This window comes from Nocardioides sp. NPDC023903, from assembly GCF_040639295.1.
GTDB lineage: Bacteria > Actinomycetota > Actinomycetes > Propionibacteriales > Nocardioidaceae > Nocardioides.
In genome coordinates this window covers 123,397-138,400 of the sequence record NZ_JBEZZS010000003.1, presented here as the reverse complement: position 1 = coordinate 138,400, position 15,004 = coordinate 123,397, and the positions used below count along the sequence as shown (strand labels likewise).

The window sequence follows — 15,004 nt, the reverse complement described above, 5'->3', positions numbered from 1 at the left end:
CGGGTCAGACCGCCGCGGCCGCGGCCCTGCCCGCCGTACGTCCCGAGAACAGGCAGCCACCGAGGAACGTGCCCTCGAGCGCGTTGTAGCCCATCATCCCGCCGCCGCCGAAGCCGGCGACCTCGCCGGCCGCGTAGAGCCCGGGCAGCGGGGTGCCGGCGGCGGTCAGGCAGCGGCCGGACAGATCCGTCTCGAGCCCGCCGAGGGTCTTGCGGGACAGGATGTGCAGCTTGACCGCGATCAGCGGGCCGGCCTCGGGGTCGAGGATCCGGTGGGGCTTGGCGGTGCGCTGCAGCTTGTCGCCGCGGTAGTGGCGGGCGGCGTACAGCGCGGTGATCTGGGCGTCCTTGGTGAAGTTGTTGGCGATCTCGCGGTCGCGGGCCTCGATGATCCGGCGCAGCTCGCTCTCGTTGATCTGCGGGCCGGTCGGGTCCTTCTCGGCGAGGCCGTTCATGCCATGGACCAGCGCGGTGAGGTTCTCGGCGACCACGAAGTCCTCGCCGTGCTCCATGAAGCTCTTCACCGGGCCGGGACCCTTGCGCGCCCGCTCGGCGAGCAGCTTGATGTCCTTGCCGGTCAGGTCCGGGTTCTGCTCCGAGCCGGAGAGCGCGAACTCCTTCTTGATGATCTTCTCGGTCAGCACGAACCAGGAGTAGTCGTAGCCGGTCTGGCGCAGGTGCTTGAGCGTGCCGAGGGTGTCGAAGCCGGGGAAGAACGGCGCCGGGAGGCGCTTGCCGGTCGCGTCCAGCCACAGCGAGGAGGGACCGGGCAGGATCCGGATGCCGTGGTTGGCCCAGATCGAGTCCCAGTTGCGGATGCCCTCGACGTAGTGCCACATCCGGTCGTCGTTGATGATCTTGGCGCCGGTCGCTCCGGTGATGGCGAGCATCCGGCCGTCGACGTGGGCCGGGACGCCGGAGACCATCGACTTCGGCGGGGTGCCGAGACGAGCGGGCCAGTGCTTGCGGACGAGGTCGTGGTCGCCGCCGATGCCGCCGGAGGTGACGATCACCGCCTGGCCGCTGAGCTCGAAGTCCTCGACCTCCGTGCGCGTGGAGGCGTGGCCGCGCTCGATGTCGCTGGGCTCGAGCACCTTGCCGCGTACGCCGACGACGGTGCCGTCCTCGACCACGAGGTGGTCCACGCGGTGCCGGAAGGCGAAGGTGATCCGGCCGGTGTCGGCGTGGGCGCGCACCCGCCGCTCGAACGGCTCGACCACGCCGGGCCCGGTCCCCCAGGTGATGTGGAAGCGCGGCACCGAGTTGCCGTGGCCGTCGGCGCGGCCGTCGCCACGCTCGGCCCAGCCGACGACCGGGAAGATCCGGTGGCCCATCTGACGCAGCCAGGACCGCTTCTCCCCGGCCGCGAAGTCGAGGTACGCCTCGGCCCATCGCCGCGGCCACAGGTCCTCGTCACGGTCGAACTGGGCGGATCCCATCCAGTCCTGGAGCGCCAGCTCGGGTGAGTCGTTGATGCCCATGCGGCGCTGCTCGGGGCTGTCGACGAGGAAGAGCCCGCCGAGGCTCCAGAAGGCCTGACCGCCCAGCGACTGCTCCGGCTCCTGGTCGACCAGGAGAACGCTCTTTCCCGCGTCCGCGACCTCGGCCGCTGCTGCCAGGCCGGCAAGGCCGGCTCCCACCACGATCACGTCGGCGTGCTTCGTCATGTCGGCAGATCCTGCCACCATATCTACCCGCGAGTACATGGAACCTGTCGCGCGACCGTTCCGTCAGGTGGACAGATGTCGGACTCGCGCCCCGAAGCGGCCGCCGATCGGTGTCCGAGCGGATAGATTTTTTGATCGTGATCGACCCCAAGGTGATGGCCAAGAGGCAGCAGAAGTGGGTCCAACGCGGCATCGACCGCACCGAGACCTGGCTGGGCCGTAGCGGCAGCAGACTCGGTCCGCTGATTCCGCACATCGCCACCGCCGGAGTGCTCACCGGGGACGAGGACCACGGCTGGATCCCCCAGGGCCTGGCGTACTCCCCAGAGGCCGAGCTGCTCCTGCAGGGCTACTACGGCGACAAGCTCGGCTCCGCGCTCGCTCTGGTCGACAAGCCGTCGGGTGAGCTCATCAACGCCGTCTACCTGGGCGGGCCGAAGGGCAGCGTCAGCGGCCCGGTCAACGCCGGCGGCGTCGCGGTCATCGGCGACGAGGTCTACGTGTGCCGCGAGGGCAACCCTCCGCGTCTCTACCGCTACTCACTGACCCAGATCGTCCACGCCGAGCCGCTGTCGACCGTCACGACAGTCTCCCCGCTCATCGCCGTCGCCGCCGGCTCCTACCTCGCCGCAGCCAAGGACCTGCTCTACGTGGGGTCGCACGCGAACAACCGCCTCTACAAGTACATCCGCAAGGACGACACCTGGCAGATCAAGACCCCCATCGGCGTACGCACCCCCGTCGGCACCCAGGGCGTCGTGGTCCGCGAGGAGGAGTACGTCTTCAGCGTCAACCGCGGCCCCGCTCGGCGCAGCCAGTTGATCGTGCAGGACCGGGTCACGATCCGGCCCCGAGCCATGCAGTGGCTCCCCAACCTGGCCGAGGGCATCGCCGAGGTCGGAGACGAGTTCTTCGTGACGTACCAGTCGGGCGCCAGGCCCTACTCCCGCGGCTCCTCCCGAGGCCAGACCTGGCCCTCGGCCCACATGACCCGCACTCCCCTGGCCAAGCTAGGCCTGGAGCCGCGGAAGTCGGCAGACTCCCTCTGATCTCTCGTGATCAGGCCTCGTGATCAGGCGGGCCAGTCGGTGATGTCGGCGTACTCCTCGCCGTGCCGCTTCAGCCACCCCGCGACGTACGGGCAATGCGGGATGATCCGCTTCCCCTTCGCCTTCACATCGGCCAGCGCGAACGCCACCAGCTTCGAGGCGAGTCCCTGCCCGTTGTAGGCCTCCTTGACCTCGGTGTGCACGAAGTCGACGTGCTCGTCGTCGGGCAGCCGGTAAGCCGCCAGACCCGCGACGGTCTCTCCGTCGCGGATCTCGTAGCGGTGCCTGGCCGGGTTGTCTAGGTACTGGATCTCGCTCACGCCCCTATTCTCACCCACCTGATGAAGGCGTACGCGGGGTCCCACGGTCGCTCGCGTGCCGTGCTTCCTGGGGCTGTTGGCCGCCGACCCTTTCGGGGAGGGTGTTCTCGACGAACCCCGGAGTAAAGGCGATGTATCGAGCTTGTCGAGATGACGGCCTTCGGCCGCCGGCTTCGCCGGTCGCCTGCGGCGATCCTGGACACCGGGCTCCGTCGAGAATTTTGGCTGGCTATCGGGTCGGCGGCGGGGTTTGGCGCAGCGGTTTCAGTTTGGGTGCAGGCTTGGGGCCGTGGCTGGCCGTGTGCGGACGCCAGCTGCCTCGCGGGCGCCTATGGCAGTGGGCGGGACCTTGTGAACCGTTCACAAGCGAACCGTCGTCTTGGCCGGGCCGGTTCGGTGCCCCGGCAGGTCACGAGTTCACCACCGATCGGAAGAGATCCCCACGTACGCGGAGCTTCCCCATCCTCCGGAGCGTGGGGAACCTCCGCCGCAGTGGGGAAGTGTCCCGTTCAGTGGGGAACCGGCGAGTGTGGAGTCGGCGCAGCCGGTTAGGGGCGGCGGGTGAACCGGATGGTGCCGTCGGGCAGGCGCTCATGGATACAGGCGGGGTTGTGTGCGAGGCGGTGATGGTGTGGGCAGAGCAGGGCGCCGTCCTTGAGGTTGGTCCTTCCGCCAGCTGCCCAGGGCTCTAGATGATGGGCATCGCACCATTCCGGTGGCATGTCGCACCCCTCGGCCTGGCAGCACTTCTGCTGTAGCCGCAGCGCCTTGCGTTGGATCGGTTGGAAGAACCTGCTGCCACGGCCTGCGTCGAGGACCTCGCTGTCGCCGCCGAGGACCCAGGGGATGATGGTGGCGTTGCACGCCATCCGTCGCGCCTCGGCCGCACTGATCGTGGCGCCGTTGGTCTCGTCATAGCCCAACGTGGCGATGCCGAGGTCCTTGCGGAGCTCCTCGAGGGAGATCACCACATTGATGGTGGTCGCATCGCCTCCGTGGCGGGGAAGCGCGGCCGGGTCGATGGTCTCCAGCAGCCGGGTGAAGCCTTGGCCCATCAGCCGTTCCCACGGCGGCAGGGGCGCGCCCTTGGCGACGAGCTGCTGTTTGCGGGGTTGGGCGTAGGCCTCGACCAGCCGCTTGAATCTCATTCCGATCGAGGTCGGCAGGACTCCGTCGAACCCGATGGTGCCGTCGTGGTTGTCCCAGACCCGCAGGGCAGTCTTCTGATGAGCGCGTTCTTCCTCAGCCAGCAGCGCTTTCGCTTCGGCGTCTTCGAACCGGACCGGATCGACCTCGGCCAGGATCCGTTTGCCGACGATGCGGAGTTCGTTCGCGGTCATGCGGGTGGCGTAGTCGACCAAGAGCTTCTCCGCCAGGACCAGGTCCTCGGCACTCGCGACCGGGTCGGCCACGATCTTGTCCAACGCCTTCACGATCACCCGGGCCTTGTCCTGAGACACGACACCTTCAGCGAGGCCGGCGGCGACGAGGTCGTACTTCGCGACACTGGCCGCGAGTTTGATCTGCGACCGGGCCACGGCCTTGTCGACGAGGAGCTCGGCCCGCATCCAGGCGGAGGCGTCCTTGGCGCCGGCCTCCTCGGCGATATCACCGGCAGACGCCAGCACCAGCAGCTTCAACGCAGACTGCTGGGCCTGGAGCTTCTCCAACCGCTCGAGCAGGTCTTTCTTCTGCTCGGTGCGCCAATAGGTGGGGTCGGTGGCGAGGAGGTCTTGAAGGGAGGTCTCGATGGCCTTCAAGGCGGCGTCGATCGCGTCGCCGGGGTTGGTGCCCCAGTGGTCGATCGAGCGGCCGAGACTCATCGCCATCCTCCCCTTCAAAGAGGTGTTGTGATAGGTCTGATTCTACGCCATCGGCCATGCCATTTTCCATCTATTTCCCAGGTCAACCACTCTTTTCGCGCTGAGCGAACGACCTCGAATCTGTGGATGGTAAGTGGCCCGAAGGGCCACCCTTCCGCCCCATCAACCCCACCTCTCCCAAGCAAGAATCCGCTGCGCCACACCCGGGCCGCCGCCCCGATAGCCAGCCAAATCTTTCTCGACGGTCCCCGGTGTCAAGGACCGCGAAGCGGCCGGCGAAGCCGGCGGCCGAAGGCCGTCCTTTACTCCGGGGCCTGGCGAGAAGACCCTCCAAGAACGGGTCGGCGGCCCACCCCAACCCCGAAGAAGGATCACCCAACAAAGATGCAGAAAATATGCCCCGCAGGATCCGCATAAGCACGCAACGGCTCATCAGGATCGTCAGACCGATCAAGCCGGAGTGAAGCCCCCAACCCGAGCACACGAACATGCTCAGCATCGAGCTCCGAGACAGAACCGACGACGGTATCGAGATGCATGTGCTTCACCGCCCCAGGAGCAGGCCAGTCAGACGGCGCCATCTCGGACTCCTCGACCCGGTTGAACGCGAGAGCGCGACGCCCATCAGGCCAGGTGAGGACGAGCCAATCGTCGTCCCCAGGTTCCTCGTCACCCGGCCGGTAGACGAGGCCGAGGAGCTGGCGGTAGAACTCGGCGAGGCGGCGTACGTCGGTGGTGTCGAGAACGGTGTGGAGGAGCTCAGCCACGCAAGGAACCCCAGCCGACCCAGCGGGGCGTGGTGCTCCGGTAGGAGTCGTACGCGTCGCCGAAGCTCCACGACAGGGCGTGCTCCTCGGCAGGGATCTGGGTGCGGTCGATGACGGCGACGAAGGCCGCGACGGGGACGAGGGAAAGCCAGCCACCGCGGAGGACGGCGTGGGCGGTGAGAAGACCGGCCATGCCGACGTACATCGGGTTGCGGGTGTAGCGGAACGGCCCGTCGGTGACGACGGCCGTCGCGCCCTCGGGCTCGAGCGGGTTGAAGGTGGTGTCCTTGTGCTTGAACGCGCGGGCGGCACCGCCAGCGACGTAGACCGAGCCGGCCGCGAGGAGACCTGCCGCGACGGACCGTACGACGGTCGGTCGGCGGCCCCGAGCGAGCAGATGCTGGGCGGCGAGGCCCACGGCGACGTAGACGGGCGGCGGCACCTTCGGCATGCCGTCCACCGTAGCCCGGCCCCGAAGGTCCGCACCCCCTCTTTCTTGGGTAAAGAGACGCTCAGTGCAGCAGCGCGCGGACCAGGCGCTCGGCGACGTCCGGGGCAGGCTCGGTGCGCTCGAGCGAGTAGAGCACGAACCCGCCGACCAGGGCGCGTACGAACTCCTTGACCGGGAGGTCGGCGGGCAGCTGGCCGGCCGCGACGGCGGCCTCGATCCGAGTGGAGACGGTGGCGGTGATGCCGAGCGCGTCGTTGAGACGGGTGCCGATGTCGGGGTTCTCGCAGGCGGCCGCGACGAGCGAGCGGACGAGACCGTCGTTGCCGGGCTGGGCGACGAGGTCGATGAGACTCTGCATCCAGGCGATCAGGTCGACACGGATGTCCCCGGTGTCGGGTACGACCGGGTGGTCCGGCAGCAGCAGATCCTCGATCAGGGCATCGGCGACGACCGCACTCTTCGAGGACCACCAGCGGTAGATCGTCTGCTTGGAGACACCGGCCTCGGCCGCGATGCCCTCAATGGTGAGGTGGTCATAGCCCTGGGTGGCGAAGAGCCGGCCGGTCGCGTCGAGGACCGCCATGCGAGCCTCTTCACTGCGTACGGCACCTCGACGGCGCACTCCTGCTGACGCTGGCATGAACGGCATCCTAAGAGCCCGTGGCATCTGATGGCCACGGCACAGGTGTGACACATCACTCGCTCAGCAGCCCTTGTCCGTCGGCGTACAGGTGATTAACTGGACGCACCGTTGCGTATTACCGGAGGGATGCCGTCATGGCGGAGCTGTTGTATCGATTGGGGAAGACGGCCGCGCGCCGCGCCTGGCTGGTGATCCTTGCCTGGGTGCTCGCGCTGTCCGGCGCCGCCGGGGCGTACGTCGCCTGGTCCGGCGAGCTCACCACCAGCTTCGACATCCCAGGGCTGCCCTCGTCCGAGGTCGTCGACGAGCTCCAGAAGGGGCTGCCCGACCTCGCCGGCGGCTCCGGCACGATCGCCTTCCAGACCGAGGACGGCACCCCGCTCAGCGCAACCCAGAAGCAGGAGATCCGGGCGCTGATCACCAGTGCCGAGGACCTCCCCGACGTCGCCGCGATCACCGACCCCTTCCAGACCGAGGCCCAGCGCAAGGCGCAGGCCGAGGAGGTCACCGAGGGCCAGGCCAGGCTCAAGGCCGGCCGCACCCAGCTCGACAGCGCCCAGGCCAAGCTCGACAAGGCGCAGGCCGACCTCGACAAGGCCCGCGCCCAGCTGCAGGCCGGCGGGATGCCGACCACCCAGATCGACGCCCAGCAGGCCGCTCTCGACAAGCAGCAGGCCAAGCTCGACGACAGCGCCGCCGACCTCGAAGCGAACACCGCCAAGGCCGAGAACGGTGCCGAGCTGCTCGAGCTCTCCGAGGAGATCCGGATGGTCTCGGCGGACGGTTCGGCCGCCCTGGTCAACGTCGCCTACTCGGTCGGGCGCCTGGAGATGTCCGAGGAGACCAAGAAGGCAACGGTCGACCACTTCACCGACAATCCGATCGACGGCGTCGAGATCGGCGTCTCCTCCGACATCTCCCAGGAGGCGCCCAACCCGATGGGTCCCGGTGAGATCGTCGGCGTCGGCGTCGCCGCCATCGTCCTCTTGGTCATGCTCGGCACGATCATCGGCGCCGGGGTCCCGCTGGTCACCGCGCTGACCGGCGTCGGCATCGGTGCGCTCGGCGCGCTCTCCCTCTCCGGCGTCGTGCAGATGGCCTCGATGACCCCGATCCTGGGCCTGATGCTCGGCCTGGCCGTCGGCATCGACTACTCGCTCTTCATCCTCAACCGGCACCGCAAGCAACTCCTCCACGGCTCCGATGTGAAGGAGTCGATCGCGCTCGCCAACGGCACCGCCGGCACGGCGGTCGTCTTCGCCGGTTCCACCGTGATCGTCGCGCTGGTCGCGCTCAACATGACCGGGATCCCGTTCCTCGGCCTGATGGGCTCGGTCGGCGCCGCCTGCGTCGCGATCGCCGTCCTGGTCGCGATCACCCTGACCCCGGCCATCCTCAGCCTGGTCGGTGGCCGCATCGTCTCCAAGCGCGCCCGGAAGAAGGTCTCCGAGCAGGACGCCGCCGAGGCCCACGCGAAGCCGATGCCCACCTGGCGCGCGCTGGTCACGGTCGTCGCCTCCGTGGTCGCCCTGCTCGCCCTCGCGGTCCCCGCCCTCGACATGCGCCTGGGCCTGCCCGACGGTGGCTCGGAGCCCGAGGGCTCGCTGGCCAAGACCGCCTACACGATCACCGAGGACAGCTTCGGTGCCGGCGCCAACGGCCCGCTGCTGGTCGCCGCCGAGCTGCCCGACGGCCTCAACGAGTCCGGCATCCAGCGGGCACAGCTGACGGTCGCCAAGGCGCTGGCAGACCTCGATGACGTACGCGCCGTGGCTCCGGCCGCGGTCTCCGAGGACGGTCGCACGGCGGCCTTCCAGGTCGTCCCCGAGGAGGGTCCCAACAGCGTCTCGACCAACGAGCTGGTCAACGCGATCCGAGACATGCCCGCGGTCAACGGCGACATCACGCTCGGCGTCGCCGGCGCCACCGCGGTCGCGATCGACGTGTCGCAGGGGCTCAACGACGTACTCCTCCCCTACCTCGGCGTCGTCGTCGGCCTCTCGCTGCTGATCCTGATCCTGGTCTTCCGCTCGATCCTGGTCCCGCTCATCGCGACTGGTGGCTTCGTGCTCTCGCTGCTGGCGACGTACGGCCTCGTGGTCGCGGTCTTCCAGAAGGGCATCGGCGCCGAGTGGATCGGCATCGACAGCACCGGCCCCATCCTGAGCTTCCTGCCGATCCTGCTGGTCGGGATCCTCTTCGGTCTGGCGATGGACTACCAGCTGTTCCTCGCCTCCGGCATGCGGGAGGCGTACGTCCACGGCGCCCCGGCCCGCGTCGCCGTCGCCCAGGGCTTCCGTGCCGGGCGTTCGGTCGTGATCGCGGCCGGCCTGATCATGGTCTCCGTCTTCGGCGGCTTCATCTTCGCCGAGTCGGTGATGATCCGCTCGATGGGCTTCGGGCTCGCGCTCGGCGTGCTGCTGGACGCGTTCATCGTCCGGATGCTGTTGATGCCGGCACTGATGCACCTGCTCGGCCGCTCCGCGTGGTGGCTGCCGAAGTGGCTCGACCGGATCCTGCCGAACGTGGACGTCGAGGGTGCCGGGCTCGAGCGCGCCCACGGCTCCGTTGCCGTCGGCGAGGCCACGGTCAAGCGGGAGAAGATCAGCGTCTGAGGACAGCGGCCGGAACCGTCGGTGCCGGCCGCTAGGCTCGCTCGCGTGAGTGAGCTGACCCCGGAGCTGGATGTCCTGCGCCGCGTCTTCGGCTACGACGAGTTCCGCGGCGAGCAGGCGGAGATCATCGGGCACGTCGCCGGCGGCGGTGACGCGCTGGTCCTGATGCCGACCGGTGGCGGGAAGTCGCTGTGCTACCAGATCCCGTCCCTGGTGAGGCCTGGGACCGGGGTGGTCATCTCGCCGCTGATCGCGCTGATGCAGGACCAGGTCGACGCTCTCTCCGCGCTCGGCGTGCGCGCCGGCTTCCTCAACTCCACCCAGATGCCTCACGAGCGGCAGCAGGTGGAGAAGGCGCTGCTCGCCGGCGAGCTCGACATGCTCTATCTGGCCCCGGAGCGGCTGCGGGTGCCCGAGACCGGACGGCTGCTCGACCAGGCCAAGATCTCGCTGTTCGCGATCGACGAGGCCCACTGTGTCTCCCAGTGGGGTCACGACTTCCGGCCCGATTACCTGCAGCTCTCCCACCTGCACGAGCGTTGGCCGGAGGTGCCGCGGATCGCGCTCACCGCGACCGCCACCGCGGAGACCCGGCGCGAGATCGCCTCCCGGCTCAACCTCGAGGACGCCCGCCACTTCGTGGCCTCTTTCGATCGGCCCAACATCCAGTACCGGATCGCCCCGAAGGACAAGCCGGCCAAGCAGCTCCTCGACCTGATCCGCACCGAGCACCCCGGCGAGGCCGGCATCGTCTACTGCCTCTCGCGCAACTCGGTCGAGCGCACCGCCGCGACCCTGGTCGGCGCCGGGATCCCCGCGCTCCCCTACCACGCGGGTCTCGACGCCAGGACCCGCGCGCAGAACCAGTCCCGCTTCCTGCGCGAGGACGGCATCGTCATGGTCGCCACGATCGCCTTCGGCATGGGGATCGACAAGCCGGACGTACGCTTCGTGGCCCATCTCGACCTGCCCAAGTCGGTCGAGGGCTACTACCAGGAGACCGGCCGGGCCGGACGTGACGGGCAGCCGTCGACCGCGTGGCTGGCCTACGGGCTGGCCGATGTCGTCCAGCAGCGGCAGATGATCGAGACCTCCGAGGGCGACCGGACCCACAAGCACCGGCTCGGCCAGCATCTCAACGCGATGCTGGCGCTGTGCGAGACCGTCGACTGTCGGCGGGTGCAGCTGCTGCGCTACTTCGGCCAGACCGCCGAGCCGTGCGGCAACTGCGACACCTGCCTGGCCACGCCGGAGTCCTGGGACGGCACCGTCCCCGCCCAGAAGGTGCTCTCCACCGTCATCCGGCTCGACCGCGAGCGCAACGGACAGCGGTTCGGGGCCGGCCAGATCGTCGACATCCTGCGGGGCAAGGAGACTGAGAAGGTCCGCCAGTTCCGCCACCACGAGCTCTCGGTCTTCGGGATCGGCACCGACATCGCCGAGAGCGACTGGCACTCCGTCATCCGACAGCTCCTGGCTCGCGAGATGCTCGCCGTCGACCCCCGCTACGGGGTCTTCTCGGTGGCTGAGGCCGCCGGACCGGTGCTCCGCTCGGAGCAGCAGCTGATGCTCCGCAAGGAGCCGCCGCGGCAGGCGCGTCGCAGCGGCTCCGGGGAGCGGAAGCCGAAGGTGGCCGCCGCCGACCTGTCACCGGAGGCCGCCGAGGTCTTCGAGCGGCTGCGAGCGTGGCGCGGCGAGGTCGCCAAGGAGCAGGGCGTGCCCGCCTACGTCGTCTTCCACGACGCCACGCTGCGTGAGATCGCCACCCGGCTGCCGGCCAGCCGCGACGAGCTCGGGACGATCAGCGGGATCGGCGAGGCGAAGCTGGAGAAGTACGCCGACGGCGTGCTCGCCGCTCTATAGGCCGCGCGCTTGTCGGTCCCGCACCCTCGGTAGGCTGCGCCGCGATGAATTCAGAGGTCTGGTACGTCAGCTATGGATCCAACATGTGCCGAGACCGTCTCGGCGCCTATCTCCTCGGTGGCCAACCGGTGGGTGCGCTTCGGTCCTACGTCGGCGCACGTACGCCGGAGATGCCGGTCGACGACGTCGCCGTCGACCTTCCCGGGCGGCTCTACTTCGCGGGTGAGTCGAGGACGTGGACCGGTGGGGTGGCGTTCTACGACCACGACGCGGCCGGGTCGTGGACGGCAGCCCGCGCCTTCCGGATGACCGCCGAGCAGTTCGCCGACATCGCCGCCCAGGAGATGGACCGGCTGCCCTCGCCCGGTGACCCGATCGAGAGGGTCGTCATCGACGGGCTCGAGACGGGCCGCCATGAGGCGGGCCCGGGGCACTACGAGACCCTGATCGAGGTCGGTCGCCGCGACGGCCTCCCGATGCTCACCTTCACCGCGCCGCACGGCTTCGACGCCGTCCCGCACACCCGGCCGTCGGCGGCGTACGTCTCGATGCTGGTTCGCGGGCTCGATGAGTCACGCGGCTGGGATCGACGGCAGGCCGAGGCGTACGTCAGGGAGCGCTGCTGAGCGCCTCGCGCAGCAGGCGCACGGCCTTGGGCCCGACGCCGTGGAGCGTCAGCAGAGCATCCAGGTCATCGGGCAGGTCCGACAGCGTCCGGTAGCCCGCAGCGAGCAGCGCCCCTGTCGCGGGGCGACCGATCTTGACGCCATCGAAGACCGGTCCCGCGTCGTTCGTCGTCGACATGCGGACAGGCTACGGCCCAGGCGCCGTGCACCGGCGGAGGCCCGGCTAGCCTGCCCGCATGAAGATCGGACAGGCGGACGAGCGCGCGCTTCTTGAAGGAATGGTCGACATCCAGCGGGACGAGATCAACGCCATCCTCGAGGACCTCGACGACGAGGAGGCGCGGCGGGGGCTGGTCCCGTCGCTGACCACCCCGTTGGCGCTGGTCAAGCATGCGACCTTCGTGGAGAAGGTGTGGTTCCACGCCCGGGTCGCAGGTGTGTCGCGCAAGGCGATCGGGCTGCCCGACACCGTCGACGAGAGCTTCCTGCCGGACCCCGAGGACACGGTCGAATCCGTCCGGGCGGCCCACCGCGCGGCGTGCGAGCGTTCCCGCGAGGTCGCCGCCGGACGTGAGCTGGACGAGCAGTTCGAGTGGCACGGCAACTCGGTGACGCTGCGGTTCATCTACGCGCACATGATCCAGGAGCTCGCCCGCCACGCCGGCCACGGCGACATCCTCGTCGAGCAGATCCGGGCAGGGCGCTGACCAAGCACTGCCCGCGCCTGCGTCCCTCAGATGTCGACGACGAGGTCGCCGAGCGGTGTCGAACAGCATGGCAGGAACTTTCCGGCGGCCACCTCGCGCGGCCGGATCCCACCGGCATGGTTCATGTCGACCTCGCCGGAGACGAGGGTCGTCTTGCAGGTGCCGCACATGCCCTGCGTACACGATGACGGCAGGCGTACGCCGGCGGCCTTCACGGCGTCCAGGACGGTCTCGCCCGGGGCGCACTCGAGGTCGCGGCCGCTGCGCTGCAGCCGGATCCGGTACGCAGCCCCAGCCGCCCCTTCCGCGGCCGGCGCCGCGACATCCGGCGGGTCGGTGAGGACGAAGCTCTCCTCGTGCCACCGCGCGGACTCGCCACCCAGCGCCTCGAAGGCCGTCCGCGCCGCCCCCATGTAGCCGGACGGTCCGCAGCAGAAGACCTCGCGTCCGCCCAGGTCAGGGACCAGTTCGGCGAGCTGGCCGGCGCTCATCAGCCCGGTCGGCCCGGTCCAGGAGGCGTCGGGCTGGTCGACGACCCACACGATGCGTACCCCGTCATGGGCGGCCGCCAGGGCCTCGAGCTCGGGCCGCTCGACGAGGTCGGCCGGCGTACGCGCGTGGTGGACGACGACCACGTCGGTCGTCTCGGCGAGGTCGGCGAGCGTCCGCAGCGTCGAGAGGGTCGGGGTGATCCCGCTGCCGCCGGAGAGGAGCAGGTAGGAGGACGCGGGGTGCTCCCGTACGGAGAACCCGCCCATCGGCCCGCTCGCCCACAGCCGGTCGCCAACGGTCAGCCGATCGTGGAGCCAGCCGGACATCGGCCCGTCGGGCACCCGCTTGACGGTGATGGTGAGCAGATGAGGGCGGGTAGGCGGCGAGGAGATCGTGTAGCACCGCTCGACCGGTTCGCCGTCGATCGACGCACGAAGGGTCAGGTACTGCCCGGGCGCAAAGGCGAAGCCCTCGCCGCCGGTTGGCTCGAGGGTCACCTCGACCACGTCGTGGGTCACATCGCGCACCCGACGGCACCGCAGCTCACCCTCGAACGGCCGCTCCTCGGGCAGGATCCCGGCTCCCAGCGGGGACGGGACCGCGTACAGCGGCGCCGGCGCAGGCAGCGCCGCCACCTCGACAGGCCATGGCTCAGTCATCGGCTCCACCTCTCTGGACTTCGGATCGGATCTGGGCGTCGTACCAGCGCACGAAGTCGTCGACCTGCCGCTCCGCCTCGTTGTAGGGGCCTGGGACGTAGGCCGGGTCGGAGACCCCGAGCTGGGTGTTGCGCACGAACTCGGCGTCCTGCACGTTGGTCGCGCGCCACACCGCGGTCAGGGCCTCTACGTCGTAGTCCACCCCCTCCACCGCGTCCTCGTGGACGAGCCAGGTGGATCGGACCAAGGTGCGGTCGGGCGAGAGCGGTGTGACAGAGAAGGTCACCACGTGGTCGGCGAGCAGGTGAATCCAGGCGTTGGGCTGGGTGTGGAGGGTGCAGCGGCCGAGCTGCGGATCGTCGAGGTCGCCCAGGAGCCGGCCCACCAGCCGGGACCCGTCGATGCTGAAGGACTCCCCCGCCCCGTCGAGCGGCTCGCGCTGGATCCGGAAGCCGAACGGGCGCTCGGCGAGCTCCTCGATCAGTCCGAACGGCATCCCGAGCGCGTCGCAGCGCCGTGCCAGATCGGCCTCGGCGAAGAGATAGCGGTCATGGTCCGCCCGGAGCCGGTCGGGGATCTGGTCCTCGCGTAGACCCCAGGTCGGAAAGAAGGTGCAGATCAGCTCTGGGTGCCCGCCCTCGCAGTGGTAGCACTCCCGGTTGTTCTCCATGACCAGCTTCCAGTTGCCCTCCTCAACCAGGTCGACCTGAGCGGCGACCTTGGCCCGGTCGAGACGGTGCGGAGTGACGTAGTCACGGACCCGCTCGGCGACCACGTCCAGGTCACCGTCCGGCTCGGCGGCCAGTGAGCAGTAGAGCAGCCCGCCGACCTCGCGCAGCGCGACCGGGCGCAGCCCGAGGCAGGCGGTGTCGATGGCCGGCGAGAGCTGGGGTGCGTAGCGGAGCGAGCCGTCGGTGGCGTAAGTCCAGCTGTGATACCCGCAGACCAGGTTGCCGACGCTGCCGTGACCCGGTGCGACCAGCCGCGAGCCGCGGTGTCGGCAGACGTTGTGGAAGGCGCGTACCTGCTCGTCGTCGTCTCGGATCACCAGCACCGAGGAGCCGGCGACGTCGAAGGAGAAGTAGTCACCGGGCTCGGACACCTCGGCGACGGTGCCGACGAAGAGCCAGCGGCGTCGCCAGAGCAGGTCGACCTCGCTCGCGAAGACGTCGGGGTCGGTGTAGAGAGCACCCGGCAGCGAGTGGCCAGGGGTCCTGCGGTCGAGGTGGTCGAGGATTCTGGTACGTCGGCCGGCGAATGGCTCGCCGACGAGTTGGTCTGTCATCCATCGCTCCCAGGCAGATTCAGAAGAGGCTCAGTGGG

14 protein-coding genes are annotated in these 15,004 nt (G+C 69.4%); 5 read left to right on the top strand and 9 right to left on the bottom strand.

Annotation, left to right across the window (positions count from 1 at the left end; genetic code table 11):
* Nucleotides 1-4: 4 nt before the first annotated feature.
* Nucleotides 5-1,666 (bottom strand): FAD-binding dehydrogenase, encoded by a 1,662-nt coding sequence (locus AB0F44_RS05605; RefSeq protein ID WP_357353475.1) that lies wholly within the window; start codon nt 1,664-1,666, stop codon nt 5-7.
* Between the two features lie 137 nt (nt 1,667-1,803).
* On the opposite strand from AB0F44_RS05605, the gene AB0F44_RS05600 reads away from it, so the two are divergent.
* On the top strand, nt 1,804-2,715 hold the full coding sequence (locus AB0F44_RS05600) for a hypothetical protein (RefSeq protein WP_350664337.1): 912 nt from the start codon (nt 1,804-1,806) through the stop codon (nt 2,713-2,715).
* 23 nt (nt 2,716-2,738) lie between these two features.
* Here the strand turns inward: AB0F44_RS05600 and AB0F44_RS05595 are convergent, their stop codons facing one another.
* From AB0F44_RS05595 to AB0F44_RS05575, 5 genes are all read right to left on the bottom strand, one after another.
* Nucleotides 2,739-3,035, bottom strand: a complete 297-nt coding sequence (locus AB0F44_RS05595) for a GNAT family N-acetyltransferase (protein ID WP_350664339.1) — start codon at nt 3,033-3,035, stop codon at nt 2,739-2,741.
* Nucleotides 3,036-3,583: 548 nt separating this feature from the next.
* Nucleotides 3,584-4,858, bottom strand: a complete 1,275-nt coding sequence (locus tag AB0F44_RS05590) for a DUF222 domain-containing protein (protein WP_357353472.1) — start codon at nt 4,856-4,858, stop codon at nt 3,584-3,586.
* 371 nt (nt 4,859-5,229) lie between these two features.
* On the bottom strand, nt 5,230-5,625 hold the full coding sequence (locus AB0F44_RS05585; RefSeq protein WP_357353470.1) for a VOC family protein: 396 nt from the start codon (nt 5,623-5,625) through the stop codon (nt 5,230-5,232).
* Nucleotides 5,618-6,076, bottom strand: coding sequence for an isoprenylcysteine carboxylmethyltransferase family protein (locus tag AB0F44_RS05580; protein WP_357353468.1), 459 nt, complete (start codon nt 6,074-6,076; stop codon nt 5,618-5,620). The genes AB0F44_RS05585 and AB0F44_RS05580 overlap by 8 nt, the downstream gene beginning before the upstream one ends.
* A gap of 61 nt (nt 6,077-6,137) precedes the next feature.
* Nucleotides 6,138-6,716, bottom strand: coding sequence for a TetR/AcrR family transcriptional regulator (locus AB0F44_RS05575; RefSeq protein ID WP_350662570.1), 579 nt, complete (start codon nt 6,714-6,716; stop codon nt 6,138-6,140).
* A gap of 137 nt (nt 6,717-6,853) precedes the next feature.
* Here AB0F44_RS05575 and AB0F44_RS05570 point away from each other — a divergent pair, with 137 nt between their 5' ends.
* Genes AB0F44_RS05570 through AB0F44_RS05560 form a run of 3 tightly spaced genes read left to right on the top strand, consistent with a single transcriptional unit; the run spans nt 6,854 to nt 11,823 of the window.
* Entirely contained in the window at nt 6,854-9,334 is a 2,481-nt protein-coding gene (locus AB0F44_RS05570; RefSeq protein WP_357353466.1) for an MMPL family transporter, read from the top strand.
* 45 nt (nt 9,335-9,379) lie between these two features.
* Nucleotides 9,380-11,197, top strand: a complete 1,818-nt coding sequence (gene recQ / locus AB0F44_RS05565) for a DNA helicase RecQ (protein WP_357353464.1) — start codon at nt 9,380-9,382, stop codon at nt 11,195-11,197.
* 44 nt (nt 11,198-11,241) lie between these two features.
* Nucleotides 11,242-11,823 (top strand): histone deacetylase, encoded by a 582-nt coding sequence (locus AB0F44_RS05560; RefSeq protein ID WP_357353462.1) that lies wholly within the window; start codon nt 11,242-11,244, stop codon nt 11,821-11,823.
* On the opposite strand, the gene AB0F44_RS05555 is transcribed toward AB0F44_RS05560, so the two are convergent.
* Nucleotides 11,807-12,001 (bottom strand): helix-hairpin-helix domain-containing protein, encoded by a 195-nt coding sequence (locus AB0F44_RS05555; RefSeq protein WP_357353460.1) that lies wholly within the window; start codon nt 11,999-12,001, stop codon nt 11,807-11,809. The genes AB0F44_RS05560 and AB0F44_RS05555 overlap by 17 nt on opposite strands.
* A 58-nt stretch (nt 12,002-12,059) precedes the next feature.
* Between AB0F44_RS05555 and AB0F44_RS05550 the strand changes: the two genes are divergently transcribed.
* A complete protein-coding gene (locus tag AB0F44_RS05550; RefSeq protein ID WP_357353458.1) occupies nt 12,060-12,530 on the top strand; it encodes a DinB family protein in 471 nt (156 codons plus the stop codon).
* Between the two features lie 26 nt (nt 12,531-12,556).
* Here the strand turns inward: AB0F44_RS05550 and AB0F44_RS05545 are convergent, their stop codons facing one another.
* Both AB0F44_RS05545 and AB0F44_RS05540 read right to left on the bottom strand, forming a co-directional pair.
* Nucleotides 12,557-13,681: a 2Fe-2S iron-sulfur cluster-binding protein gene (locus tag AB0F44_RS05545; RefSeq protein ID WP_357353456.1), complete on the bottom strand. Its 1,125-nt coding sequence runs from the start codon at nt 13,679-13,681 to the stop codon at nt 12,557-12,559.
* Nucleotides 13,674-14,966, bottom strand: a complete 1,293-nt coding sequence (locus tag AB0F44_RS05540) for an aromatic ring-hydroxylating dioxygenase subunit alpha (protein WP_357353454.1) — start codon at nt 14,964-14,966, stop codon at nt 13,674-13,676. Before AB0F44_RS05540 ends, AB0F44_RS05545 begins: the two co-directional genes overlap by 8 nt.
* Nucleotides 14,967-15,004 lie beyond the last annotated feature (38 nt).